Raw genomic sequence first — 19250 nt, forward strand, 5'->3', positions numbered from 1 at the left:
CCTCCTACCTGTGCGTGTCGCGGGTAGGAGGGATTAGGCCGTTCAAGTGACGGCTCTCTGGCCAAAAAATGGCCATGAATCCAGCCGAAGCAAAGATTCTAACGCGAAACTGAATGGCCGGGCACAACATCACTGATCCGGAGCAGACCTGCACTGCCCGTTCGCGTGAACCTGATCGCCCGCACTCCAGCCGGAAGTATCGTGCAAATCAGCAGCGGGTGCACCCGCCGAGGGGGTCACGAGGATGTAGCCGATGACGTTCGGAGCGAGTATACGCAGGACACGACGCAAGCAGTCGAAAAACGGACAGTCCACAATGCTGGGCTCCACAGTGGAGGCCCTGCAGTCGTACGTGCTCAACACGGGCGTCATAGGCATCGTCGAAGGTGTGCTCGGAATTCTCGCCTGCGGCGGAATCCTCAGCGCCCTGCTCGGCCGGCCCGGTGTCCGCGCCGCCTCGACAGTCGCGGTGATAGTGGCCGTCCTGGGATTGTTCGTCCTCCTCGTCGCGAACAAGCTGGAGTGGCGACGCCGGACGGAGCTGGACCGCAGGCTCCTGCTCCGTTACTGCGACCGGCTCCACGAGCGCTGCAACTTCACCTGGCGGATCTCCGACTGGCGGCAGGTCGTGACGATCGAGGCCAACGGCGACACCCACGACAAGATCACGTTCACCGCCGTGCCGACCTGCGACACCCTCGACTTCGTGACGTTCTGGGAAGGCCCGAACTGGGACTGGCCCGAGAGGTACCGGCGCAAGACCGACGTGCACGTCCGCAGCGTCGAAGTCGAAGGCGAGGGCGGGACCCGCTTCGACGTGACCTCCCAGTGGCTGAGCAGAGGACGCCTCAAGGTGATGGTGCACCTGAGTGAGCCCGCTCTTCGCGACAGCGAGATCAGCCTCATCGCCGAGTTCACTTTTCCAGCGAAGTGCCTGCCGCTGGTGCAGGGCTCACCCGAGGAATTCGTCAAGAAGTTCACCCCGGGACCCGAACACCTCGAATACACGGTGGTCCTGCCGCCGGACTGCAGCGGTTACTGGGACGGGGTGGGCCTGAAGTCCGGAACCGAGCGTTATTCCATTCAACGGCGTACGAACACGAGCGGCCGCGAGGAGATCAGCCTCGTCGCCGATGGCGTGGCCACCGGCGCACGAGTGGGCATGAAACTGGACATCAAGTGAGACGGGAGGCCTCACTTGTCGTCTGCTCCTCCCGAGCCACCTTCGCCACCAAATCCGCGCAAGATTCACTCCCGTTGAATTGAACGACGGCACACGTCGTCAATTCTGCGGCGATAGCGAAAATTGATACGACAATGGGCCGATGTGCCGGGCACCCCGTCGGGCGTCCTGCTGAATCGTAGATCAAACTCGTCTCGGTATACCAATCGCCTACTCCATCCGATACTTGACTCTACCCGTCAAGTAGTTGCTAGCGTGTGCCTGTGGCGACCACCTCGGACCATGTGGACCTGCGCGACGACCTGATCCGGCTCGTGACGAGCCGGCTGCTCGACCCGCTGGAAATCCTGCTCCCCCAAGCAGATCTCGCCGACCTCCGCAACCAGGTGCGGATCGACGCCGAGATGTGGGCGGCCCAGCTGCTCGGCGAGGACGGCGCCCTGGCCAAACAGGTGGCGATCCGCCTGATGGCCGTGCTCTACCCCGGCGACACCCCGTTCGACCCGCCCGACACGTGGTGGGCGACCCCGCTGGGCCGCGTCACCGCACGCCGCGCGGGTCACCCGAGCAAGGAAGGCGTCTCGTTCGGCGTGGCGGGCGCGATGCTCGGCATCACCCGCCAGGGCGTCCACGACCTGGTGAGCCGCAAGAAACTGCTGCGGCACCCGGACGGCGGCGTCACCGTCGACTCGATCCGCGCCCGCCTCGACCAACGGAGAGAACTGTGAACCTCGCGGCCCACGACCACGGCGGCGACGGCCCGCCGATCCTGCTGCTGCACGGCGCGGGCGGTGACATGTCTGCCTGGCAAACGGTTGCGCCCCAACTGAAAGGCCGCGCCGTCACCGTCGACCTGCGCGGCCACGGCCAGTCGCCGGACGGGCCGTGGGAGTGGGACGCGGTGCTGGAAGACCTCGAAGCCACCGTGGTCCACTTCGGACTGACGAGTCCGGTCGTCGTCGGACACTCGCTCGGCGGCATCCTGGCCGGCATGTGGGCGCGCCGCCACCCGGACTGCCCCGCGGCGATCAGCCTGGACGGACACCGGTCCGCCGCAACGGATCCAGCCAACTACGCCGGCCTGCCGCGCGAACAGGTCGAGGCGGACCTCGCCAAGCTCAACGCCGTCTTCACCGCCCAGGAGGAGGTGATCACCCGCCCGAACCGCGAGATCACCAGCGCCTGGCGGAAGTCCCCGGAGTTCGCTGACGCGCTGCCGATCTTCGCCGAGGTCGCGAGCCCGTTCCTGCTCGTCCTGGCCACGAGGAACCTTCCGGTGCCGCCGGATCTGATCCCGCTGATGGACGCTCACCGCGCGGGACTGCGCCGCGACCTGCCGATCGTCTGCCCGAACGTCCGCGTCCACGAGATCGACGCGACGCACGGCATGGTCTTCGAACAGCCCGCCGAGGTGGCCGCACTCGTCAACGCGTTCATCGCGCGCTGAACAGCCGCTCCAGCGCCGTGCGGGCGCGGACCGGCGCCGCGCTGTCGCGTTCCAGCTGCAGGAAGTGGTTGAGCGCCAGCATGATCCCGATGATCTCGTAGACCAGCTGGTCGACATCGGTGCCGGCGGGGAGATCACCGTCGCTGACGGCGCGCCGGATGTGGATGCGGAGATCCCTGCGCCACAACGCGTTCATGCCCGCCAGCGCGTCCCGCACACGGCCGCTGCGACCGTCGAACTCGGTGGTGGCCGCGGTGAAGAAGCAGCCGCCGGGCAGCACCTCGCGTTCGAGGTAGGACACCCAGGCCTCGCACACCGCCTTCAACCGCGGCAGGCCGGACGGGAGTTGTTTGACGCGCTGCGGCACCTCACGGGAGAAGACCGCGGCCGCCTCGTCGACCACCGCCAGCTGCAGGCCTTCCTTCGTGCCGAAGTGTCCCAGCAGACCGGCCTTGCTCATCCCCAGTTCGTCGGCGAGCCTGCCGATCGTCAGGCCCTCCAGTCCTTCCGCGGAGGCGATCGCCAGGCTGCGTTCCAGGATGCGCTGCCGCGTCTCGAGGGTGTCGGCAACAGATCGGCGCGGGCTCACGACGACATCTTAGCCCTTTAGCTACCGACCGATCGGTTGCTATATTCGCGTCGTCGTCTCGCCGAAGGAGCTCACCTTGTCCGGATCCCGTGTCGTCGCGCTCGGTCACCACCAGCCGCAGCGCATGCTGACCAACGCCGACCTGGAGAAGATGGTCGACACCAACGACGAGTGGATCCGCCAGCGCACCGGCATCGCCACCCGCCGCATCGCCGACGACGAGTCGGTCACGGACATGGCGGCCTCGGCAGCAGCCAAGGCGCTCGCCGCGTCCGGCCTGGAACCCGCGGCCATCGGCCAGATCATCGTCGCCACCTGCTCCGCGATCGACCGCTGCCCGTCGATCGCCGCGCAGGTCGCCGCCCGCCTGAACGTGCCCAGCGCGGTCTGCTTCGACCTCAACAACGCCTGCGCCGGCTTCTGCACGGCCCTCGCGACGGCCGACCACACCCTGCGGGCGGGTGCCGCCCAGCACGCGCTGGTCATCGGCGCCGAGAAGATGTCCGACCTGGCCGACTGGACCGACCGCGCCAGCTGCATCCTGCTGGGCGACGGCGCGGGCGCCGCGGTGCTGAGCGCATCCGACGAGCCGCAGATCGGCCCGGTCACCTGGGGCTCCGACCCGACCCGCAACAACGCCGTCCGCCTGGTCGACGCCTGGCAGCCGCGCTTCGCCCAGGAGGGCCAGGCCGTGTTCCGCTGGGCCACCAGCGAACTCCCGGCCGTGGCGGCGCAGGCCTGTGAACGCGCGGGCATCGCCACCACCGACCTCGCCGGCATCGTCACCCACCAGGCCAACCTCCGCATCATCGAGGCCATGACCCGCAAGCTCGAGCTGCGCGACGACGTGGTGATCGCGCGCGACGTGGTGGACTCCGGCAACACCTCAGCCGCTTCCGTGCCGCTGGCACTGTCCAAAATGGTCGAACGGGGTGAGCTGCCGTCCGGTCAGCCGGTGCTGCTCTTCGCGTTCGGCGGCGGGCTCTCGTGGGCCGGCCAGGTCGTCACCTGCCCGTGAAGGCGCGCTGAACGAGCACCCCCAGGCACTGTCTGCGCACGGAGGACGAACTCCGTCACGTGGCGTACGCGGCGTCTCGCCCAGCTGGGTGCGACTCGGATGCCGGCCGTCGGCGTTCGAGTGACAACTCGCGAGATCACCGACCCCGGTGCGGCACACTCCGTCAAAGAGGACTTTGCGGACAGTAGTCGGGGGGTGAAATGCTGCGGGACTTCATCTCCTGGCTGGACGACTACCTCCCACCGGCCATCGCCAAAGCGGTCCTGGGCATCCTGTCCGTCGCGGCACTTCCAGGCGCGGTGTTCGGAAGTCTGCTCATCAAGTCTGCGGCGCTCTTGGTGGCCCTTTTCACCGTCACGTCACTCGGTCTCATCCTGCTCGCCGATCGCAGTGCGCTGCGGCGCGAACTCGAAGAACACAGGCAGCTGGTCCGCCGCTACTGCGCGCACATCAGGCGCGTGGAGAGGCTTTTCTACCAGATGACAAGCTGGCACGAGGTGTGCGTGGTGACCGACGACCGCGGCAACACCGATGGCGTGGTCAAGATCAGAATCCGCGTCCTGCGGCCGGACATGCTGTTCCTCCGCCTCAGGTTCAGCTGCGACTGGGCGCAACCAGCGCGAAGGCTACCCGGCCCGGCCACAAGATCAAAGTCTGCGTCGCACGGGTCGAGTGAAGCATCCAGCAAATAGGCCGGTGTGGCGGCTCGGGAGCCCGCCGAGCCGCCACACCGTTGGTGACGCACGAGAAGGAGGTTCACCAGCCGGCGCGGGAACGAGCGCATCGCCGCGTGGCGTCATCGGTCCGCCACCTGGCCAACGCAGCGACGTCGGAGTTCGCCGTCCCCGCTTGCCCTGTGCCGACTGGTACATGCCTCCTGACCGGGTTAAGGCCTCGCGCGTCCTCCGCCCACTCGCACCATCTCCGGCCTCGAGCGTGAATGCCTCCGCCGCTGCAAAGGCGGGGACATCGACGACGAGACGGACGGGGGAACGGATGATGCGCGGGCGGCGACCGGTTCGGGAACTGGGATCTGGGTGGTCGGGAGAACTTCCGGGGTGGAGGCGACCTTGGTCTCCTCCTCGGCCGGCTGGGTCCACACCGGACGGTTCGCGTCGACCGTGTTCTGGCGGAAGAGTTCCGGGGTCTCGGTGATGATCTTGCCTGGGGATTCGAGACCCACGATGCCGACGAGCTTGCCGTCGGCGATGAAGCCGGTGAGGCCGTTCACGTCGGTGGTGTCGGTACCCAGGACGGGCAGTCCGGCGCCCTGGACCCGCATGCCGTACTGCTCGGTCCAGAACCGGGGCACCGGCGTGTACGGCTTGGCGTGCGAACGGCCCACCAGCAGGTTCTCGGCGGCGGCGCGTCCGCCCTCGACGGCGTTCAGCCAGTGCTCGACACGGCGCACCGCGCCGTTGAAGCGCAGGTTGGGCCACCGGGCGACATCGCCGCACGCGACGATGTTCTCGGCGCCGACCACGTGGTTGGTGGCGTCGCAGAGGACGCCGTCCTCGATGACCAGACCGGAGCCGCGCAGCCAGTCGACGGCCGGTGAGGCGCCGACGGCCAGGACGACACAGGAGGCGAAGAAGACCTGGCCGTCCGAGAGATGGATGCCGATACCGCCGGGCTGGCGCACCCAGTGCTTGATGCCGACACCGGTGGCCAGACGCACACCGTGCTCGACGTGCGCCTCGGTGATCTTCTTGCCGATGTCGTCACCGACGACACCGCCCAGAAGCGCGGGCGACCGGACGATCAGCGCCACGTCGCGGCCCATGTGACGAACCGAACACGCGAGCTCGCAGCCGATGAAGCCGCCACCGATGACGGCGACGAGGCCCTGCGACTGCCGGATGTTCTTGCGGATCGCGACCGCGTCGTCCAGCGTCCGCAGCACGTGCACCCGCGGGTCGTGGCGCGGCGCCCCGCCCATCGCCCTGGCGTCGACCCCGGTGGCGATGATCATGCCGTCGTACTTGATCTCCTCGCCGCCGGGCACCCAGACGGACTGCGTCTTCGGGTCCAGGTGCAGGGCCGGCGAGTTCAGGCGCCACTCGGCGTCGAGATCGCCGGAGAACGACAGCAACGCGTCGTCGGGGTGCCATTCACCCGTGATGATCTGCTTCGACAGGCATGGGCGGTGGTACGGGAGGTGGCGCTCCGCCGACAGGATCGTGATCTGCCCGTCGAAACCCATCTCCCGCAGCCGTTCCGCGGAACGGACTCCTCCGAGCCCGCCGCCGACGACCACGATCCGTTCGCTCACTTCACTCGCTCCCTGATCTCGATCGCGCGCATCGGGCACGCGCGCTGCGCCGCTCGGGCCTGGGCGAAGTGCTCCTCCGGCGGCCGGCGGTTGTAGGTCAGGCGGTTGTCTTCGATCAGCTGGAAGACGTCCGGGGCCTCCGCCTGGCAGGTGCCGTAGCGGTGGCATTTCTCGTTGTTGACGCTCACGTCCATCGCGTCGCCCTCGCCTACGCCGGGTTCCTTGCCGCGCTCGGTGTCGAGCATGCCGATGCGCATGAGCACATCGGGCGGCAGGAAGCGGGCCAGGGCCAGGGTCGCGGTCGGGACGAGGACGGTGAGGCCGGCGAGCCACAGCACGGACAGGTTGCCGTTCGCGATGGCGCCGAACCAGGAGTGGACCACGGTGATGCCCACCGCGATGTAGGCGGTCTGATGGAACCGCAGCCACTTGCGGTAGAAGACTTTGTGTCGCATGGAGGCCAGTACGGCGATCGCGAGCATGACCTCCAGGCCGAGGATGCCGAGCGCGTGCCGGAACAGACCGCCGTCGACGAACGGCAGGACGAGCTTGATGAAGCTGAACGTGCCGGTCTGGATCAGTGTGAAGGCGAACGCGTGGATGGAGCCGAAAGCGATCGCCAGTGAGGCGAGCACCATGTGCCCGTTCTTCAGTCCTTCACGGCCGGTGAGCTTCTCCGCCCACCCGGTCGCGATCAGCACACCCCAGGACAAGGTGGCGCACATCAGGACGTAAGCCAGCCTGGCGGAGATCTGGGCCATCTTCTTGACGCCCGAGTCGAACTCGGACGACTGGGCCACCAGGAGCGGAATCTGGCTGGACAGCAACTCTTCCTCCGGAAAAGAACTTCTCGCGGGAACCCGCCCGGTCCTGTCGTGCAGGAGTGGACACATCAGGGCCGGGCGGGTGGGAACAGGTCCGCGTTGGAGTGCCTCTGACCTTGGGACACCACCTCCGTTTCCCGTTTTCTGACGGGGTCTTGCTGACCTACCGCACCGGTCGTCGCGGGCGGAGTACTCGGAGCAGGAGGATCGTGAGGACCGCTCCCGCGGCGGTGACCGTCAGGATCACCCACATGTTCGGCCCCTCACCGGAGGCCAGCGAGGCGTTGATGATGCCGCCGGCGGGCTGGGGTTCCGCGAAGGACGAGTCGCCCGCGAGACCGGTGCTCTCCAGCAACGTCATGTGCTTCATCACAACGTCGATACCGGCCTGCGCGAACGGGCGGATCGTGTCGTTGCGGGTCTGCGAGCGCACCTTGGCGACGAACATGAAGACCTGACCGTGCGCGGCCCGCAGCCGGGCGACGAACGCCTGGTCGAACGCGTCTCCGTCGAGCGCGCTGATCTCGTCCATCCACGACTGCTGCGCCGGGCTCGGCACGTCGGGAATGGTCACACCCAGCGTCGCGGCGGCCTTCTTCGTCGCCGCGTCCAGCATCATGTGGTCCAGCATGATCATCTTGCCGATCTGCTTGACCCGCGCGTTCGACCCCTTGGTGGCGGTGAGCTCACCCATGGGCATTTCCCACAGGCCCGCCTGGCGGACCTTCACCAGGAGTTCGCGGTCGTTCGCGGTCAACGGACCCGTCGGCGTGTCCTGCACTCCACCGGTGTCCGCGGGCTGCGCTTGAGCCGTGACGGTCACGCCGGAGAAGAGGAACAACATCGCCAAGACGGTGGCGAGGGCTCTGGTCATCGTCTTGATGTCCTCGTTGTTCAGTGGAAGTCGGTAGGGGTTCTGAAGATCGAGCAGTGGGCTCAGTAGCCGGGGGCGCCCGACGTCGGCGCAGGCGGCGGTGCCTGACCGTTGTTCGGGCTCGGGGACGTGCTCGGCTTGCTGCTGCTCTTGCTGTTGTTCTGCGCTTTACCGCCGGTGATCTTGGCGCCGTTCGGGGCGGTGACCCACCACGTTCCGTTCTTTCCCTGACCCTTCATGTCGCCGGCGACCTTGTCCTCGGCGTAGGTGTACTGCGGGAAACCGGCGATGGTGAGCTGCTTGGTGCCGTCCGGCCTGGTCAGGACGCCCATGGAGATCGGGTCGACCCCGGTCGCCATCGGTGCCTTGTCCGCGAGCACCGGCTTCCACGCCTTCGCGCACTCGCCCTCGCAGTTCGACTTGGACGGCTTGGGGGTGTCCCTGTCGAAGCGGTAGAGCGGGAGCCCTTCGGCGTCGGTGACGAACCAGCCCATCTGGTCGGTGTGCGCGATGAAGTACATGTTCGTACCGCCCAGATCAGCGGGTTTGGCCTGCAAGCCGCCCGTTGCCGCCCCTCCGGGAGGAGTCTGGGTGCTACCGCACGCGGTGAGGCTGACAGCCAGTGCCGCCAGGGCGGTGATGGCTCGACCACGTCGCATCGGCAGGTCCTTTCTCGGCTGGGGGTACCGAGGAGTACGGACACGATCCGGCAACGGTTCACGAAGTTCGTGAGGAATATTTGCCTCTCGACTTCCGCCGGTTCATGAGGCAAGGATGTCCCCCGTGGCGCGGCATAGACGTCAACGAGAGTTAGACGAACAATCACCAAGACCGGGATCCCTCGAGGAAGAGTTGATCCGTCGGCTGTACGAGGAATTCGGCAGCGCCCTGCTCGGGCACTGCATGAGGTTGACGGGCCATGATCGTCAGTGGGCCGAGGACATCGTGCAGGAAACCCTGGTCAGGGCATGGCGCAACGCCGAAAAACTCGAACGTGACCCCGTGCTCCTGCGGTCGTGGTTGTTCACGGTGGCAAGGCGGTTGGTCATTGACGACAGACGTAAGAGGAGCGTCCGTCCGCAGGAGTTCGAACTGACCCCTTCGGACGAGTCGCCATCGGGCGGCGAGGAGGATCGCACCCTCGCGGCGATCGTCGTCGCCGAGGCGATGAACGGTCTCTCAGAGGAACACAGGGAGGCTATTCTCGAGACATATCTGCGGGACCGCACCGTCGGTGAGGCCGCGGCGGCACTGGGTGTGCCACCGGGAACGGTCAAGTCGAGGGTGTACTACGCGCTCCGTGCGTTGCGGCGTGCGTTGCACGATCGGGGAGAGACGCGGTGACAACGGCACCAGATCACCTCGACGTCGCCGCCTACGTGCTCGGCATCCTCGATGCCGATGAGGTGGAGGCGTTCGAGAACCACCTGACCGAATGTCGGCGGTGTGCTCTTGACCTGCGCGACTTCGCGGTGGTGCCGGACCTCATCGACGAGGCCGACGCGGGCGGAATGCTGCGCGGAACAGCTCCGGAACGCCCGGACGGCAAGTCGGTGCGGGTCATGCTCGACGCCGTCGCGGCGCGCAGGAAGCGCAGACGGTGGTTCGTCGCCCAGGGTGTCGCGGCCGCCGCCGCCGGCATCGTGGCGGTGACGGCTGTCGTCACCTCGCTGGTCGTACGTGGCGGCGAGGACGGTTCGAACCAGGCAGCGCCCCCGAACCCCGGCACCACGACATCGCAGACTCGTGTGGCGAACAACTCCACCGACTCGTCGATGAAGGTGCAGCAGCAAGACCCCAACAGCGGTGTCTTCACGAAGATCACCGCTTCGGACGAGCCGTGGGGCACCTCGATGGACATCGAGGTCAGCGGCATGACCGGCCCCAGCCGGGGCTCGCTCGTCGCCGTCGGGCGCGCGGGCCGTGTCGCCCAGGTCACCTCCTGGTACGCGCCGGAGCCGGTCGCGGGCGACTCCAAGACCATCCGCCTGCAGGCGAACGTGGCCATGCGCTGGCACGAGATCGCGACGTTCCGGATCGTCGACGAGAACGGCAAGACCCTGCTCGAGGCCGTCGCTTCCTGACGCTTCCGGACACCAGACCACTGCCCCTGCGGGATCCGTGAGATCCTGTGGGGGCGGTTGTCGTTTTTGGGGAGGCTGTGCACGTGGCGATTGGCCCGTCAGCTGTCGAGCGCTGGCTCGATCTGTCCACAGAGGAGCTACGTGCTCAGGTCAAGCAGCTCGTGTCCGCCCGGCTACCGGGCGATCACGCTGTGTGGCAGGCGATCCGGCGTCATCCAGCGCTGGTCCCGCGCATCCGCGGTGTCCTCTCCGGACTCGCCGCGACCGCGGCGGGCAGCAAGGACGAGGCCATGCAGAAGGTCTGGATCTCCAACGCGCGCGCCGCTCTGGACCTCCCGGCGCCGGTGAAGGCCGCGCGCAAGCCGGTGGTGAAGGAGGATCCGGTGCCCGAACCGGAACCCGTCATCGAGCTGAAGCAGCCAGAGGCGCAGCAGCAGAAGCAGCCGCACAAGCCAGCGCCAACGATGCTCTTCCAGGAGCCGAGTTGAGTGCCGCGGCCTCCAACTTTCACCGCGTCTTCCGGCGCCCGGCAGGGCGCCTCGCGGCACCGGCCCCGCATCCACGGACAACCAGTACGAGGACGCGGGGCCGGCACCGCGATGCACCCGTCTGAACGGCGACACACGAGGCAAAGGCTGGAGGCCGCGGCACTGTGGTCATCTTCGGATCGCTCATCTCCCTGTCAGGTCTGCTGATCCTGCTGTTCCGCACCGCGAGCCTGGGCGGGCTCAGCCCCACCGTCGTCGGCTGGGTGATGATCCCGCTCGGCCTGGTGTTCGCGGTGCTGGGCGTGCTGCGCAACCGGCGCAAACGCGGTCAGAAGGGCCCCGGCCCGGTCGGCAACCCGATCCAGCGCGCGAAGGCGTTGCCACGCCTGTGGAAGGCCTGGCGCAGCGGCAAGTACCCGGAGCTGCCGCGCAGCCAGGTGATGATGTGGGCGGTCGCGCTGGTGTACCTGGTGTCGCCGATCGACGTCGTGCCGGAGCTCCTGCCGGTGATCGGGGTCACCGACGACGCCGGGGTCGCGGTGTGGCTGCTCAGCAGCCTTTCGATCGCGTCAGGTTCGTTCCTGCGCTGGGAGAAGGACCATCGCGACCCGAGCCGCGGGATCGAGTCCCCGTGAGGCCTCCTCGCGCATGATCGCAGCCAGGCCGGGCGACGTCTCGGTCACCGGCCGGAAGCCGAGGCGTTCGTAGTACGGAGCGTTCCACGGCACGTCACGGAACGTCGTCAGCGTCACCGCGTGCCCGCCGCGCTTCACGTGCTCGATCAGCGCCGCACCGATCCCCTGGCGTGCGTGTGAGGGGTGCACGCTGACCTGGTGGACGTGCTTCGCGCCGTCCACGTCACCCACCGCGATGAACGCGAGAGGCACGCCCTGCTCGCCCACCGCGACCCAGACTTCGTGCTCTGCCAGCGCTTCCAGGGACATCGGGTCGTCATCCGCGATCTCCGGCATGCCGATGTCGCGGAACGGCTCTCCGGACGCGACTTCGATCTCCTGGAGGTACGGCAGTTCGGCTGGTTGGACGAGACGGATCAACACGCGCGCAATCCTGGTAGGTCGGACGCGAACGCCGCACCTGAATAACGTTAAAGTCCGACCTGATGCGAACCAGAACCGTGCGGGTCCTCCTGGTCGAGGACGATGATGGCGACGCCCTGCTCGTCGAGGCACTGCTCGAAGAGGCGAGGGCGCCGTTCATCCTGTCGCGCGCCCGCTCACTGGCTGAGGCGGAGCGCCTTCTCTCCGACGCCGAGTGTGTGCTGCTCGACCTGGGCCTTCCCGACGCGCACGGGCTCGACAGCCTGCACCGGCTGCTCAGCAAGCCGGACGCGCCCGCGATCCTCGTGCTGACCGGGCTGGACGACGAACGCGAAGGCATCGACGCGGTCTCGGCCGGTGCGGAGGACTACCTCATCAAGGGCCAGGTCGACGGCGAGCTGCTGCTGCGCGGTGTCCGGTACGCGGTCGAACGGCGGCGCGCCGACGACGCCCAGTTCCAGCTGCGCGAGGCCAAGCTGCTCGCCGCGGAACGGTCCCGTCTCGAACGCGGCCTGCTCCCTCCCCCGCTGCTGAAGGGCTCCGACCTCGACCTCGCGGTGCGCTACCAGCCCGGTGGCCAGCGGATGCTGCTGGGCGGCGACTTCTACGACGCGGTCGGGCTGCCGGACGGCTCGGTGCACGCGATCATCGGCGACGTCTGCGGCCACGGCCCCGACGAGGCCGCCCTCGGCGTCTGCCTGCGCATCGCGTGGCGTGCCCTGGTGCTCGCAGGAGAACCTCCGGAGAAGGTGCTGCGGACGCTCGACCAGGTGCTCGTCGCCGAACGACACGGCGAGGGCATCTTCACCACCGCGTGCGTGGTCACCGTGGCACCGGACCGGCGGTCCGCGCGCTACTTCCTGGCCGGCCACCCGGAGCCGTTGCTGGTGGTCGGCCAGCAGATCGTCGACCTGCCGAAGTGCAAGGTCGGCGTGCCGCTGGGCGTGCTGCCGGACTACGCGTGGACCGGTGTGGACGTGCCGTTGCCCCCTGGCTGGCAGCTCGTCTGCTTCACGGACGGACTGATCGAGGGCCGGGTACCCGGTGACACCGATCGGCTCGGTGTCGAGCGCCTGTGCGAGATCCTGCGTGACCAACTGCGGCGAGGGCCTGACTGGCTGGACCCGCTGATCGCGGAGGTGACCAAGCTCAACGGAGGGGAACTCGACGACGACATGGCCGTGCTGCTGCTGAAGGACCCCGCGTGAAGCTGACGGAGAGGCTGCCTGCGAGCAGGCTGCTGACCGCCATCGTCACGATCCTGCTGGCCATGACAGCGGTGGCGATCGCGTCGACGGTCGTCGCACTGGACTCGCTGAGCGATGCGCGGAAACAGTCGATCGACCGGATCGCACCGGCGGAGCGCCGGGCGAAGGACCTGAACCGCGCGCTGCTCGACCAGGAGACCGGCCTGCGCGGTTACGTGTTGACCGGCGAACAGGACTTCCTCAAACCGTACCTCGACGGGCAGACCGCCGAGGTGCAGGCCGCGCAGGACGTGAAACGCCTCGTCGGCGACGTCAACGGCCGGGTGAGCCGCATCGAGGAGCTCACGCGGCAGTGGCGGTCGCAGTACGCGGAGCCCGCGATCGCGGGTGTCCGGCAGTCCGGTCCGGCCGGCACACTCGTATCGGACACCGATCGCGGCAAGGCGCTGTCCGACCAGCTCCGCAGCGAGGCCGGTGCGGTGCAGGCCGACATCGGCAGCCTCGGCGAGACGGCGCGCCAGGACGTCGAACACGCCGCGAAGGTCGTGCTGTGGCTGGTGATCGGCATGGGCGTGTTGCTGGTCGCGGTGATCGGCGGACTGTCGTTGCTGTTGTACCGCCTGCTGGTCGCGCCGCTCGCGGAACTCGCCGAGCAGGTCCGCCAGGTCGCGTCCGGAGACTTCCAGCACGAGATCGATGTGAACGGCCCGCGCGAAACCGTCATGCTCGGCGAAGACGTCAACGCCATGCGCCGCCGCATCGTGCAGGAGCTGGCCACATTGGACGCGGCCTCCGCCGAGCTGCAACGGTCGAACTCCGAGCTGGAGCAGTTCGCCTACGTCGCCTCCCACGACCTGCAGGAGCCCCTGCGCAAGGTGGCGTCGTTCTGCCAGCTGCTGCAACGACGGTACGGCGGCAAGCTCGACGAGCGCGCCGACCAGTACATCGAGTTCGCCGTCGACGGCGCCAAGCGGATGCAGGGGCTGATCAACGACCTGCTGGCGTTCTCCAGGGTCGGCCGGATCACCCGCGAACGCACGATGGTCGACCTGGGTGAGGTAGTGCGCCAAGTGGTGGACAACTTCTCCGAGCGCATCGAGGAAACCGGCGCCCGCGTCGACGTCGTTGGCGACCTGCCTTCCGTGCGAGGTGAGGCGACTCTGCTCAGCGCGGTGTTCCAGAACCTGATAAGCAATGCGTTGAAGTTCAGAGGCAGCGAGACGCCGGTGATCACCATCGGCGCCGAACCCGACGGCGATCTCTGGAAGTTCTCCGTACGTGACAACGGCATCGGGATCGAGCCGGAGTACGCTGACCGGATCTTCGTCATCTTCCAGCGCCTGCACCCGAAGGACGCCTACCCGGGCACGGGCATCGGGCTGGCGATGTGCCGGAAGATCGTCGAGTACCACGGCGGCACCATCTGGCTGAAGACCGATGTGGACGCCGGGACGACGTTCGAGTTCACGCTGCCCGTCGCCCTGGAAGACCTGGTTGAGGAAACGCATGACTGAAGCATCGTTGAACGTGATCGACGTCCTGCTCGTCGAGGACGACCCCGGCGACGCGCTGATGACGCAGGAGGCGTTCGAGCACCACAAGATCCGCAACGTTCTGCACGTGGTGAAGGACGGTGTGGAGGCGCTGGAGTTCCTGCGGCGCGAGGGCCGGTACACCGAGGCTCCCCGGCCGGGGCTGATCCTGCTCGATCTGAACCTGCCCCGCAAGGACGGCCGCGAGGTGCTGGCCGAGGTGAAGGGCGATCCCGAGCTGCGGTCGATTCCCGTGGTGGTGCTGACGACCTCGGAGGCGGAGGAGGACATCCTGCGCAGCTACAGCCTCTACGCCAATGCGTACGTCACCAAGCCGGTGGACTTCGACAGGTTCATCGAGGTCGTCCGCCAGATCGACGACTTCTTCGTCACCGTGGTGAAGCTGCCGCGCTGATCACGGCGGCGCTGAAGTCGAGGCAGTGCCGGCAGATCCGTACGGTCCCGCTCTCGTGGACGGGCCTGGTCTCGCCGCAGAACGAGCACTCGCCGTCCTCGGCGACCTGGAGCGACGCGACGCAGATGTCGCAGATCATCGTGCTCGGGCCGGCCATCATCTTGTCGACGTCACCGCCGCTGCGGCCGCAGAACGAACACAGCTCGGTGCGCTTCGAATGCTCGACGATCTGATGCACGCGCTGATGGCTCATCTTCAGCGCTTCCGCGATCTCGCGCATCGAACCGCCGGCGCGGTGCAGGCGCAGCACGGTGTGGTGGTAGACGGCCTTGGCGATGTCGGCCCGGTCCTGTGCGGCCGCGGCCGCGGTGCACGCCTTGCGCGCCGCCGCCAGCAACTCCTCGTCGAGGGTCATGGCGTCTAGGCTAGCTAGACGCGTCTAGTATGTCTAGACAGCGAGTCAGTCGACGCCGCGGACGATCAACGGATCGTCGTCGGCTTGGACGACCCACTCCTGGTCTTCTCGTGGTTCGGGGACGACAGACGCCCAGAGCCCGTCTCCTCCAGGCCTGATGGTCACATTCGGCGCAGTCATGTTCTCTGGCTACCCGATTGCGCGGCACGTATGCCCGACAACATGGTCGTGATGGCGGCCATCACCCGTGCGGTGGCCTCGTCCAGCACCTCGGCGGTCAGCTCGAGGTCGTACAGGTCGGACAGGTCGACCGGCGCGCCGGCGACCACGTCGACCTTCTTGCGCGGCAACAGCCTCGGCAGGATCGTGCCCCTGGGCAGCAGGTCCTGCGTGCCCCACTCGGCCACCGGGATCACGGGCACCTGGCTCTCCAGCGCCATGCGCGCGACGCCGGACTTGCCCTTCATCGGCCAGCCCTCCGGGTCGTCGGTGAAGGTGCCCTCGGGGAACACCATCACGCACTCGCCGTTCTGGAGCGCCTCCACGGCCGGCTTGAGGGCCTCGGACGCTTTGACCGTGCCGCGTTCCACCGGGATGTGACCGCCCGAGCGCATGACCCGGCCGATGACCGGCATACGCCACAGCGACGCCTTCGCGAGCACGCGCGGCACCCGGCCGGACGTAAGCGCGAACACCACGGCGGCGACCGTGTCGGAGTTGGACAGGTGGTTGAACGCGAGGATCACGCCGCCGTTGCCCGGTACGTGCTGCCTGCCGCGCACCCGCAGACGAACGAAGAGCACGACGATCGGCCACAGCACGTCGATCGCCAGCGAGAACCAGAAGCCCCTGCCTCTCCGGGGCATCTTCCAGGTCCAGGCGGCCAGCTCCAGCGGTGTCACGGTTGGTATTCGAGCACGCCGCCGTTCATCGTTCGGGTCAATTCGCCACGTTCGACCAGAACATCGAGATGCGCGGCCGTCTCCCCGATCGCGAGCACCTGGTTGAACATGTCGAGGTCGTCGAACCGGCGCTGGCGGCGGGTCCACCCGATCTTGCGGGCGGTCTCGAACGCCGAGCCGCTGACCGCCTTGAGGATCTCCTCCAGGCGCTGTTCGTGGTGGTGCAGCAGCTCGTCGACGCGGGCGTGCGAGCTGTCCGTCACCGGGCCGTGGGCCGGCAGCAGGCGCAGGTCCGGCAGCTCACGGGTGAGCCTGAGCGACGTCATGTAGTCGCCGAGCGGCAGTTCGGGGCGCAACGGCTCGAAGCCGATCGACGGCGTGATGTGCGGGAGCACGTGGTCGCCGGAGAACAGCACCTTCGCGGTGTGGTCCACGAACACCACGTGACCTCGGGTGTGGCCGGGCGTCGGAACGACCTCCAGCTCGCGGTGTTCGAGGCCGACCTTGCCCCGGACCAACCACTCGTCCGGCTCCTCGTAGTCGCGCAGGGCCTCGCCGCGGTCGACGTGGTGCATGATCTTGATCCACGTCTCCGCCAGCTCGCTCGCGCCCCACTTGCGCAGGTCGTCGACGTGCTGGTCTTCCTGCCCGTGCAGGATGTGCCGCAACGAGGGCTGCTCGCCGAGGCCGAGCCCGATCTTGGCGCCGAACATGCGCCGCAGCGACACCGCCATCGTGAAGTGGTCGCGGTGCACGTGCGTGACGAGGAACCTGCGGATGTCCTCGAAGCCCTTGTTCAGCGTGCCCAGCGCGGCTTCCAGCTGGTCACGTGCCTCGTCCAGCGCCCAGCCGGAGTCGACCATGACCAGGCCGTCGCCGTCCTCGATCGCGTAGACGTTGACCGCGCGCAGGCCGTCGTTCGGCAACGGCAGCGGGATGCGGTGCACGCCTGGTGCCACCTCGAACGCGCCCGGTTCACTCCACACGCCCGCTCACCTCATTGTTAGCGCTTGCAAGTAATTCTTACCGGACGGTAACACGGTATTCCGGGTGCTTGTCGATGTACTTCGCCACGAACGGGCAAATCGGCGAGACCTTGAGACCACGGGCCTGCGCGTCGTCGAGCGCGAACTTCGCGAGCTGCGCGCCGAGGCCCTGACCGGCGTACGCCTCGTCGACCTCGGTGTGCGTCAACGCGATGACGTCACCGATGAGCTGGTAGTCGAGCTGACCGGCCAGCTGACCGTCGACGTGGAGCTCGTACCGGCTGTCCGTCTCGTTGTTGATGACCATGCCGACCATCTTGCCCCGGACGGATGGAAAATGACGGGCATGGACGTCTACCTGCTGATCCTGGGTGACCACCTGCCCAACCCGTGCACGGGTGAGGAAGTGCCCCAGGCCGACCGGCTGCGGGCGATGGTCGAGCAGGCGGTCGTGGCCGAGGAGGCGGGCTTCACGGGTGTCGCGATCGGTGAGCACCACTTCACCCGCTACATCGTGTCGGCACCGGAACTGCTGCTCGCCTGGGTGGCGGCGCGGACGTCCACGCTCAAGCTCTCCACCGGCGTGACGCTGCTCGCCCACCGCGACCCCGTGCTGGTCGCCGAGTCCCTCGCCACCCTGGACGTGCTGTCCAACGGCCGGGCCGAGCTGATCGTGGCGCGCGGGGTCGACCAGCAGACGGACGCGGCGTTCGGGGTGCAGCCCGGCGAGCTGCGCGAGCGGTTCGAGGAACACCTGCGGTTGCTGATCAAGCTCCTCGAGGAACCCGGCGTGAGCTGGGACGGCCGGTTCCGCGGCCCGCTGAGCCAGGTGACCACGACGCCGCGGCCGGTGCAGCTGCCGCGGCCGACCGTGTGGATCGGGTCGGGGTCGGCGGTGTCCGCGAATCTGGGCGCCGAGCTGAAGATGCCGCTGATGCTGCCGTCGACGCTGCGGGATCCCTCCATCTACGCCGACGTCGTGCGGCACTACCGCGAACGCTTCCCCGGCGGGCGGGTCGGCGTGCCGAGTCACGTCTTCGTGGCGCACGAGGACGCGCGGGAACGGTGGCGGCCGCATCTGGCCGAGTACGCGCGGTTCGCCGATCCGTGGCGCGGGGACGGTGCCGTCGACGTGGACGCGATCATGGACGGCGCGGCGGTGTGCGGGACGCCGGACGAGGTGGCGGCGCGCCTGAACGCGTTGGCGCAGCAGCTGTCCATCGACACGCACCTGGTGATGGTGGACATCGGCGGCATGCCGCACGACTCCGTCATCGAGACGATCCGCCTGTTCGGTGCGGAAGTGCTGCCGAAACTTGTTTAACGCCGGCGCTGCCAAGGGTTAACACACAGCCGTCACGATTGAGGTCGTGGGCATCACCGTCATCGGCATCACGCATCCAGGTCAGGTCGGGGCACTCCCCGGCGGCACGAACGTGCTGGTGCTGGCCGATGACGGCACGTACGCCGATGAGTTCCTCGACACCGACTTCCGTGCGCACCAGCTGGTGGTGCGCGCACACGGGCGCGGGTCGGCTTTCTTCGGGGTGGCGGACAAAGCCCGTGAGTTGGGTGCGGAGCGGCTCCTCTTCGGCGGCGTGCACGACACCGCCGCCTCTTTTGCCGCCGGAGAGGACCCCGTGCTCGTGCTCGGCGTGCGACCGCCGGGCGGGCCGATCGTCTGCAACGCCGCGTTCCTCGAGTGGCTGGACCGGTGGCCGCGACCGGCCCGCGCCTACGGCGAGGACGTGGACCACTGGCTCGCCGAGAACGCGTTGAGGGAAGGCCTCCGCGTCGAACTGGTTTCATGGAGAATGGAACCGATCGTCTCAATGCGACGGAAGTTGACGGCCTAGTCATCGGAAGGCTGAAGACACTGCGGCCGCAGTGAAATACCGTTCCTCCCGCACCGCATCTGCGTGTACACGCAGCGCAGCTGAGAGATCTCTCAGCGT

At 67.8% G+C, this 19250-nt stretch carries 25 protein-coding genes; 14 read left to right on the forward strand and 11 right to left on the reverse strand.

Annotated elements, in window-relative coordinates:
• Positions 1–253 precede the first annotated feature (253 nt).
• The 3 genes from C8D87_RS07980 to C8D87_RS07990 all read left to right on the forward strand — a co-directional run bounded on the left by C8D87_RS07980 (position 254) and on the right by C8D87_RS07990 (position 2630).
• Positions 254–1183: a hypothetical protein gene (locus C8D87_RS07980; RefSeq protein WP_146771653.1), complete on the forward strand. Its 930-nt coding sequence runs from the start codon at positions 254–256 to the stop codon at positions 1181–1183.
• A gap of 263 nt (positions 1184–1446) precedes the next feature.
• Positions 1447–1911: a hypothetical protein gene (locus C8D87_RS07985; RefSeq protein ID WP_233441968.1), complete on the forward strand. Its 465-nt coding sequence runs from the start codon at positions 1447–1449 to the stop codon at positions 1909–1911.
• Positions 1908–2630: an alpha/beta fold hydrolase gene (locus tag C8D87_RS07990; RefSeq protein WP_233441969.1), complete on the forward strand. Its 723-nt coding sequence runs from the start codon at positions 1908–1910 to the stop codon at positions 2628–2630. Before C8D87_RS07985 ends, C8D87_RS07990 begins: the two co-directional genes overlap by 4 nt.
• Here the strand turns inward: C8D87_RS07990 and C8D87_RS07995 are convergent.
• Entirely contained in the window at positions 2617–3219 is a 603-nt protein-coding gene (locus C8D87_RS07995; RefSeq protein ID WP_112226079.1) for a TetR/AcrR family transcriptional regulator, read from the reverse strand. The genes C8D87_RS07990 and C8D87_RS07995 overlap by 14 nt on opposite strands.
• A 76-nt stretch (positions 3220–3295) precedes the next feature.
• Between C8D87_RS07995 and C8D87_RS08000 the strand changes: the two genes are divergently transcribed.
• Both C8D87_RS08000 and C8D87_RS08005 read left to right on the forward strand, forming a co-directional pair.
• The gene (locus C8D87_RS08000; RefSeq protein ID WP_112226080.1) at positions 3296–4237 is read left to right on the forward strand and encodes a beta-ketoacyl-ACP synthase III; all 942 of its coding nucleotides are present in this window, start codon (positions 3296–3298) and stop codon (positions 4235–4237) included.
• A 200-nt stretch (positions 4238–4437) separates the two neighbouring features.
• Complete coding sequence (locus C8D87_RS08005; RefSeq protein ID WP_112226081.1) at positions 4438–4929, forward strand: hypothetical protein; 492 nt, start codon at positions 4438–4440, stop codon at positions 4927–4929.
• 194 nt (positions 4930–5123) lie between these two features.
• Here C8D87_RS08005 and C8D87_RS08010 read toward each other — a convergent pair whose 3' ends face one another.
• The 4 genes from C8D87_RS08010 to C8D87_RS08025 all read right to left on the reverse strand — a co-directional run bounded on the left by C8D87_RS08010 (position 5124) and on the right by C8D87_RS08025 (position 8866).
• A complete protein-coding gene (locus tag C8D87_RS08010; RefSeq protein ID WP_170154879.1) occupies positions 5124–6509 on the reverse strand; it encodes an NAD(P)/FAD-dependent oxidoreductase in 1386 nt (461 codons plus the stop codon).
• Positions 6506–7336, reverse strand: a complete 831-nt coding sequence (locus C8D87_RS08015) for a ferredoxin (protein WP_233441970.1) — start codon at positions 7334–7336, stop codon at positions 6506–6508. The genes C8D87_RS08010 and C8D87_RS08015 overlap by 4 nt, the downstream gene beginning before the upstream one ends.
• 160 nt (positions 7337–7496) lie before the next feature.
• Complete coding sequence (locus tag C8D87_RS08020; RefSeq protein WP_112226082.1) at positions 7497–8207, reverse strand: DUF4142 domain-containing protein; 711 nt, start codon at positions 8205–8207, stop codon at positions 7497–7499.
• 62 nt (positions 8208–8269) lie between these two features.
• Positions 8270–8866 (reverse strand): hypothetical protein, encoded by a 597-nt coding sequence (locus C8D87_RS08025; RefSeq protein ID WP_109635621.1) that lies wholly within the window; start codon positions 8864–8866, stop codon positions 8270–8272.
• A 115-nt stretch (positions 8867–8981) separates the two neighbouring features.
• Between C8D87_RS08025 and C8D87_RS08030 the strand changes: the two genes are divergently transcribed.
• The 4 genes from C8D87_RS08030 (at position 8982) to C8D87_RS08045 (ending at position 11414) form a co-directional block, all read left to right on the forward strand.
• Positions 8982–9551, forward strand: coding sequence for a sigma-70 family RNA polymerase sigma factor (locus C8D87_RS08030; RefSeq protein ID WP_030468711.1), 570 nt, complete (start codon positions 8982–8984; stop codon positions 9549–9551).
• Positions 9548–10291: an anti-sigma factor family protein gene (locus C8D87_RS08035; protein ID WP_109635618.1), complete on the forward strand. Its 744-nt coding sequence runs from the start codon at positions 9548–9550 to the stop codon at positions 10289–10291. The genes C8D87_RS08030 and C8D87_RS08035 overlap by 4 nt, the downstream gene beginning before the upstream one ends.
• Before the next feature lie 83 nt (positions 10292–10374).
• On the forward strand, positions 10375–10779 hold the full coding sequence (locus C8D87_RS08040) for a hypothetical protein (protein WP_146771654.1): 405 nt from the start codon (positions 10375–10377) through the stop codon (positions 10777–10779).
• A 164-nt stretch (positions 10780–10943) separates the two neighbouring features.
• Entirely contained in the window at positions 10944–11414 is a 471-nt protein-coding gene (locus C8D87_RS08045) for a YkvA family protein (protein ID WP_112226084.1), read from the forward strand.
• Here C8D87_RS08045 and C8D87_RS08050 read toward each other — a convergent pair.
• On the reverse strand, positions 11349–11834 hold the full coding sequence (locus C8D87_RS08050) for a GNAT family N-acetyltransferase (RefSeq protein WP_215732270.1): 486 nt from the start codon (positions 11832–11834) through the stop codon (positions 11349–11351). The genes C8D87_RS08045 and C8D87_RS08050 overlap by 66 nt on opposite strands.
• Before the next feature lie 65 nt (positions 11835–11899).
• Between C8D87_RS08050 and C8D87_RS08055 the strand changes: the two genes are divergently transcribed.
• Genes C8D87_RS08055 through C8D87_RS08065 form a run of 3 tightly spaced genes read left to right on the forward strand, consistent with a single transcriptional unit; the run spans position 11900 to position 14992 of the window.
• On the forward strand, positions 11900–13045 hold the full coding sequence (locus C8D87_RS08055) for a PP2C family protein-serine/threonine phosphatase (RefSeq protein WP_112226086.1): 1146 nt from the start codon (positions 11900–11902) through the stop codon (positions 13043–13045).
• On the forward strand, positions 13042–14559 hold the full coding sequence (locus tag C8D87_RS08060) for a sensor histidine kinase (protein WP_233441971.1): 1518 nt from the start codon (positions 13042–13044) through the stop codon (positions 14557–14559). Before C8D87_RS08055 ends, C8D87_RS08060 begins: the two co-directional genes overlap by 4 nt.
• Entirely contained in the window at positions 14552–14992 is a 441-nt protein-coding gene (locus C8D87_RS08065; RefSeq protein ID WP_109635607.1) for a response regulator, read from the forward strand. Before C8D87_RS08060 ends, C8D87_RS08065 begins: the two co-directional genes overlap by 8 nt.
• Here C8D87_RS08065 and C8D87_RS08070 read toward each other — a convergent pair.
• From C8D87_RS08070 to C8D87_RS08085, 5 genes are read right to left on the reverse strand one after another with little or no spacing between them, the layout of a single operon-like run.
• Positions 14967–15407 (reverse strand): MarR family transcriptional regulator, encoded by a 441-nt coding sequence (locus C8D87_RS08070; protein ID WP_112226087.1) that lies wholly within the window; start codon positions 15405–15407, stop codon positions 14967–14969. The two genes, C8D87_RS08065 and C8D87_RS08070, sit on opposite strands and share 26 nt — an antisense overlap.
• A gap of 45 nt (positions 15408–15452) precedes the next feature.
• Positions 15453–15587: a hypothetical protein gene (locus C8D87_RS48505; RefSeq protein WP_267899836.1), complete on the reverse strand. Its 135-nt coding sequence runs from the start codon at positions 15585–15587 to the stop codon at positions 15453–15455.
• The gene (locus C8D87_RS08075; RefSeq protein WP_233441972.1) at positions 15584–16309 is read right to left on the reverse strand and encodes a lysophospholipid acyltransferase family protein; all 726 of its coding nucleotides are present in this window, start codon (positions 16307–16309) and stop codon (positions 15584–15586) included. The genes C8D87_RS48505 and C8D87_RS08075 overlap by 4 nt, the downstream gene beginning before the upstream one ends.
• Positions 16306–17295, reverse strand: coding sequence for an MBL fold metallo-hydrolase (locus C8D87_RS08080; protein ID WP_112226088.1), 990 nt, complete (start codon positions 17293–17295; stop codon positions 16306–16308). The genes C8D87_RS08075 and C8D87_RS08080 overlap by 4 nt, the downstream gene beginning before the upstream one ends.
• Before the next feature lie 37 nt (positions 17296–17332).
• On the reverse strand, positions 17333–17602 hold the full coding sequence (locus C8D87_RS08085) for a GNAT family N-acetyltransferase (RefSeq protein ID WP_112226338.1): 270 nt from the start codon (positions 17600–17602) through the stop codon (positions 17333–17335).
• Between the two features lie 30 nt (positions 17603–17632).
• Between C8D87_RS08085 and C8D87_RS08090 the strand changes: the two genes are divergently transcribed.
• Positions 17633–18619: an LLM class flavin-dependent oxidoreductase gene (locus C8D87_RS08090; protein ID WP_112226089.1), complete on the forward strand. Its 987-nt coding sequence runs from the start codon at positions 17633–17635 to the stop codon at positions 18617–18619.
• Between the two features lie 46 nt (positions 18620–18665).
• The gene (locus tag C8D87_RS08095) at positions 18666–19151 is read left to right on the forward strand and encodes a hypothetical protein (RefSeq protein WP_112226090.1); all 486 of its coding nucleotides are present in this window, start codon (positions 18666–18668) and stop codon (positions 19149–19151) included.
• Positions 19152–19250 lie beyond the last annotated feature (99 nt).

Origin of the sequence: Lentzea atacamensis, from assembly GCF_003269295.1 — a bacterium.
Taxonomy (GTDB): domain Bacteria; phylum Actinomycetota; class Actinomycetes; order Mycobacteriales; family Pseudonocardiaceae; genus Lentzea; species Lentzea atacamensis.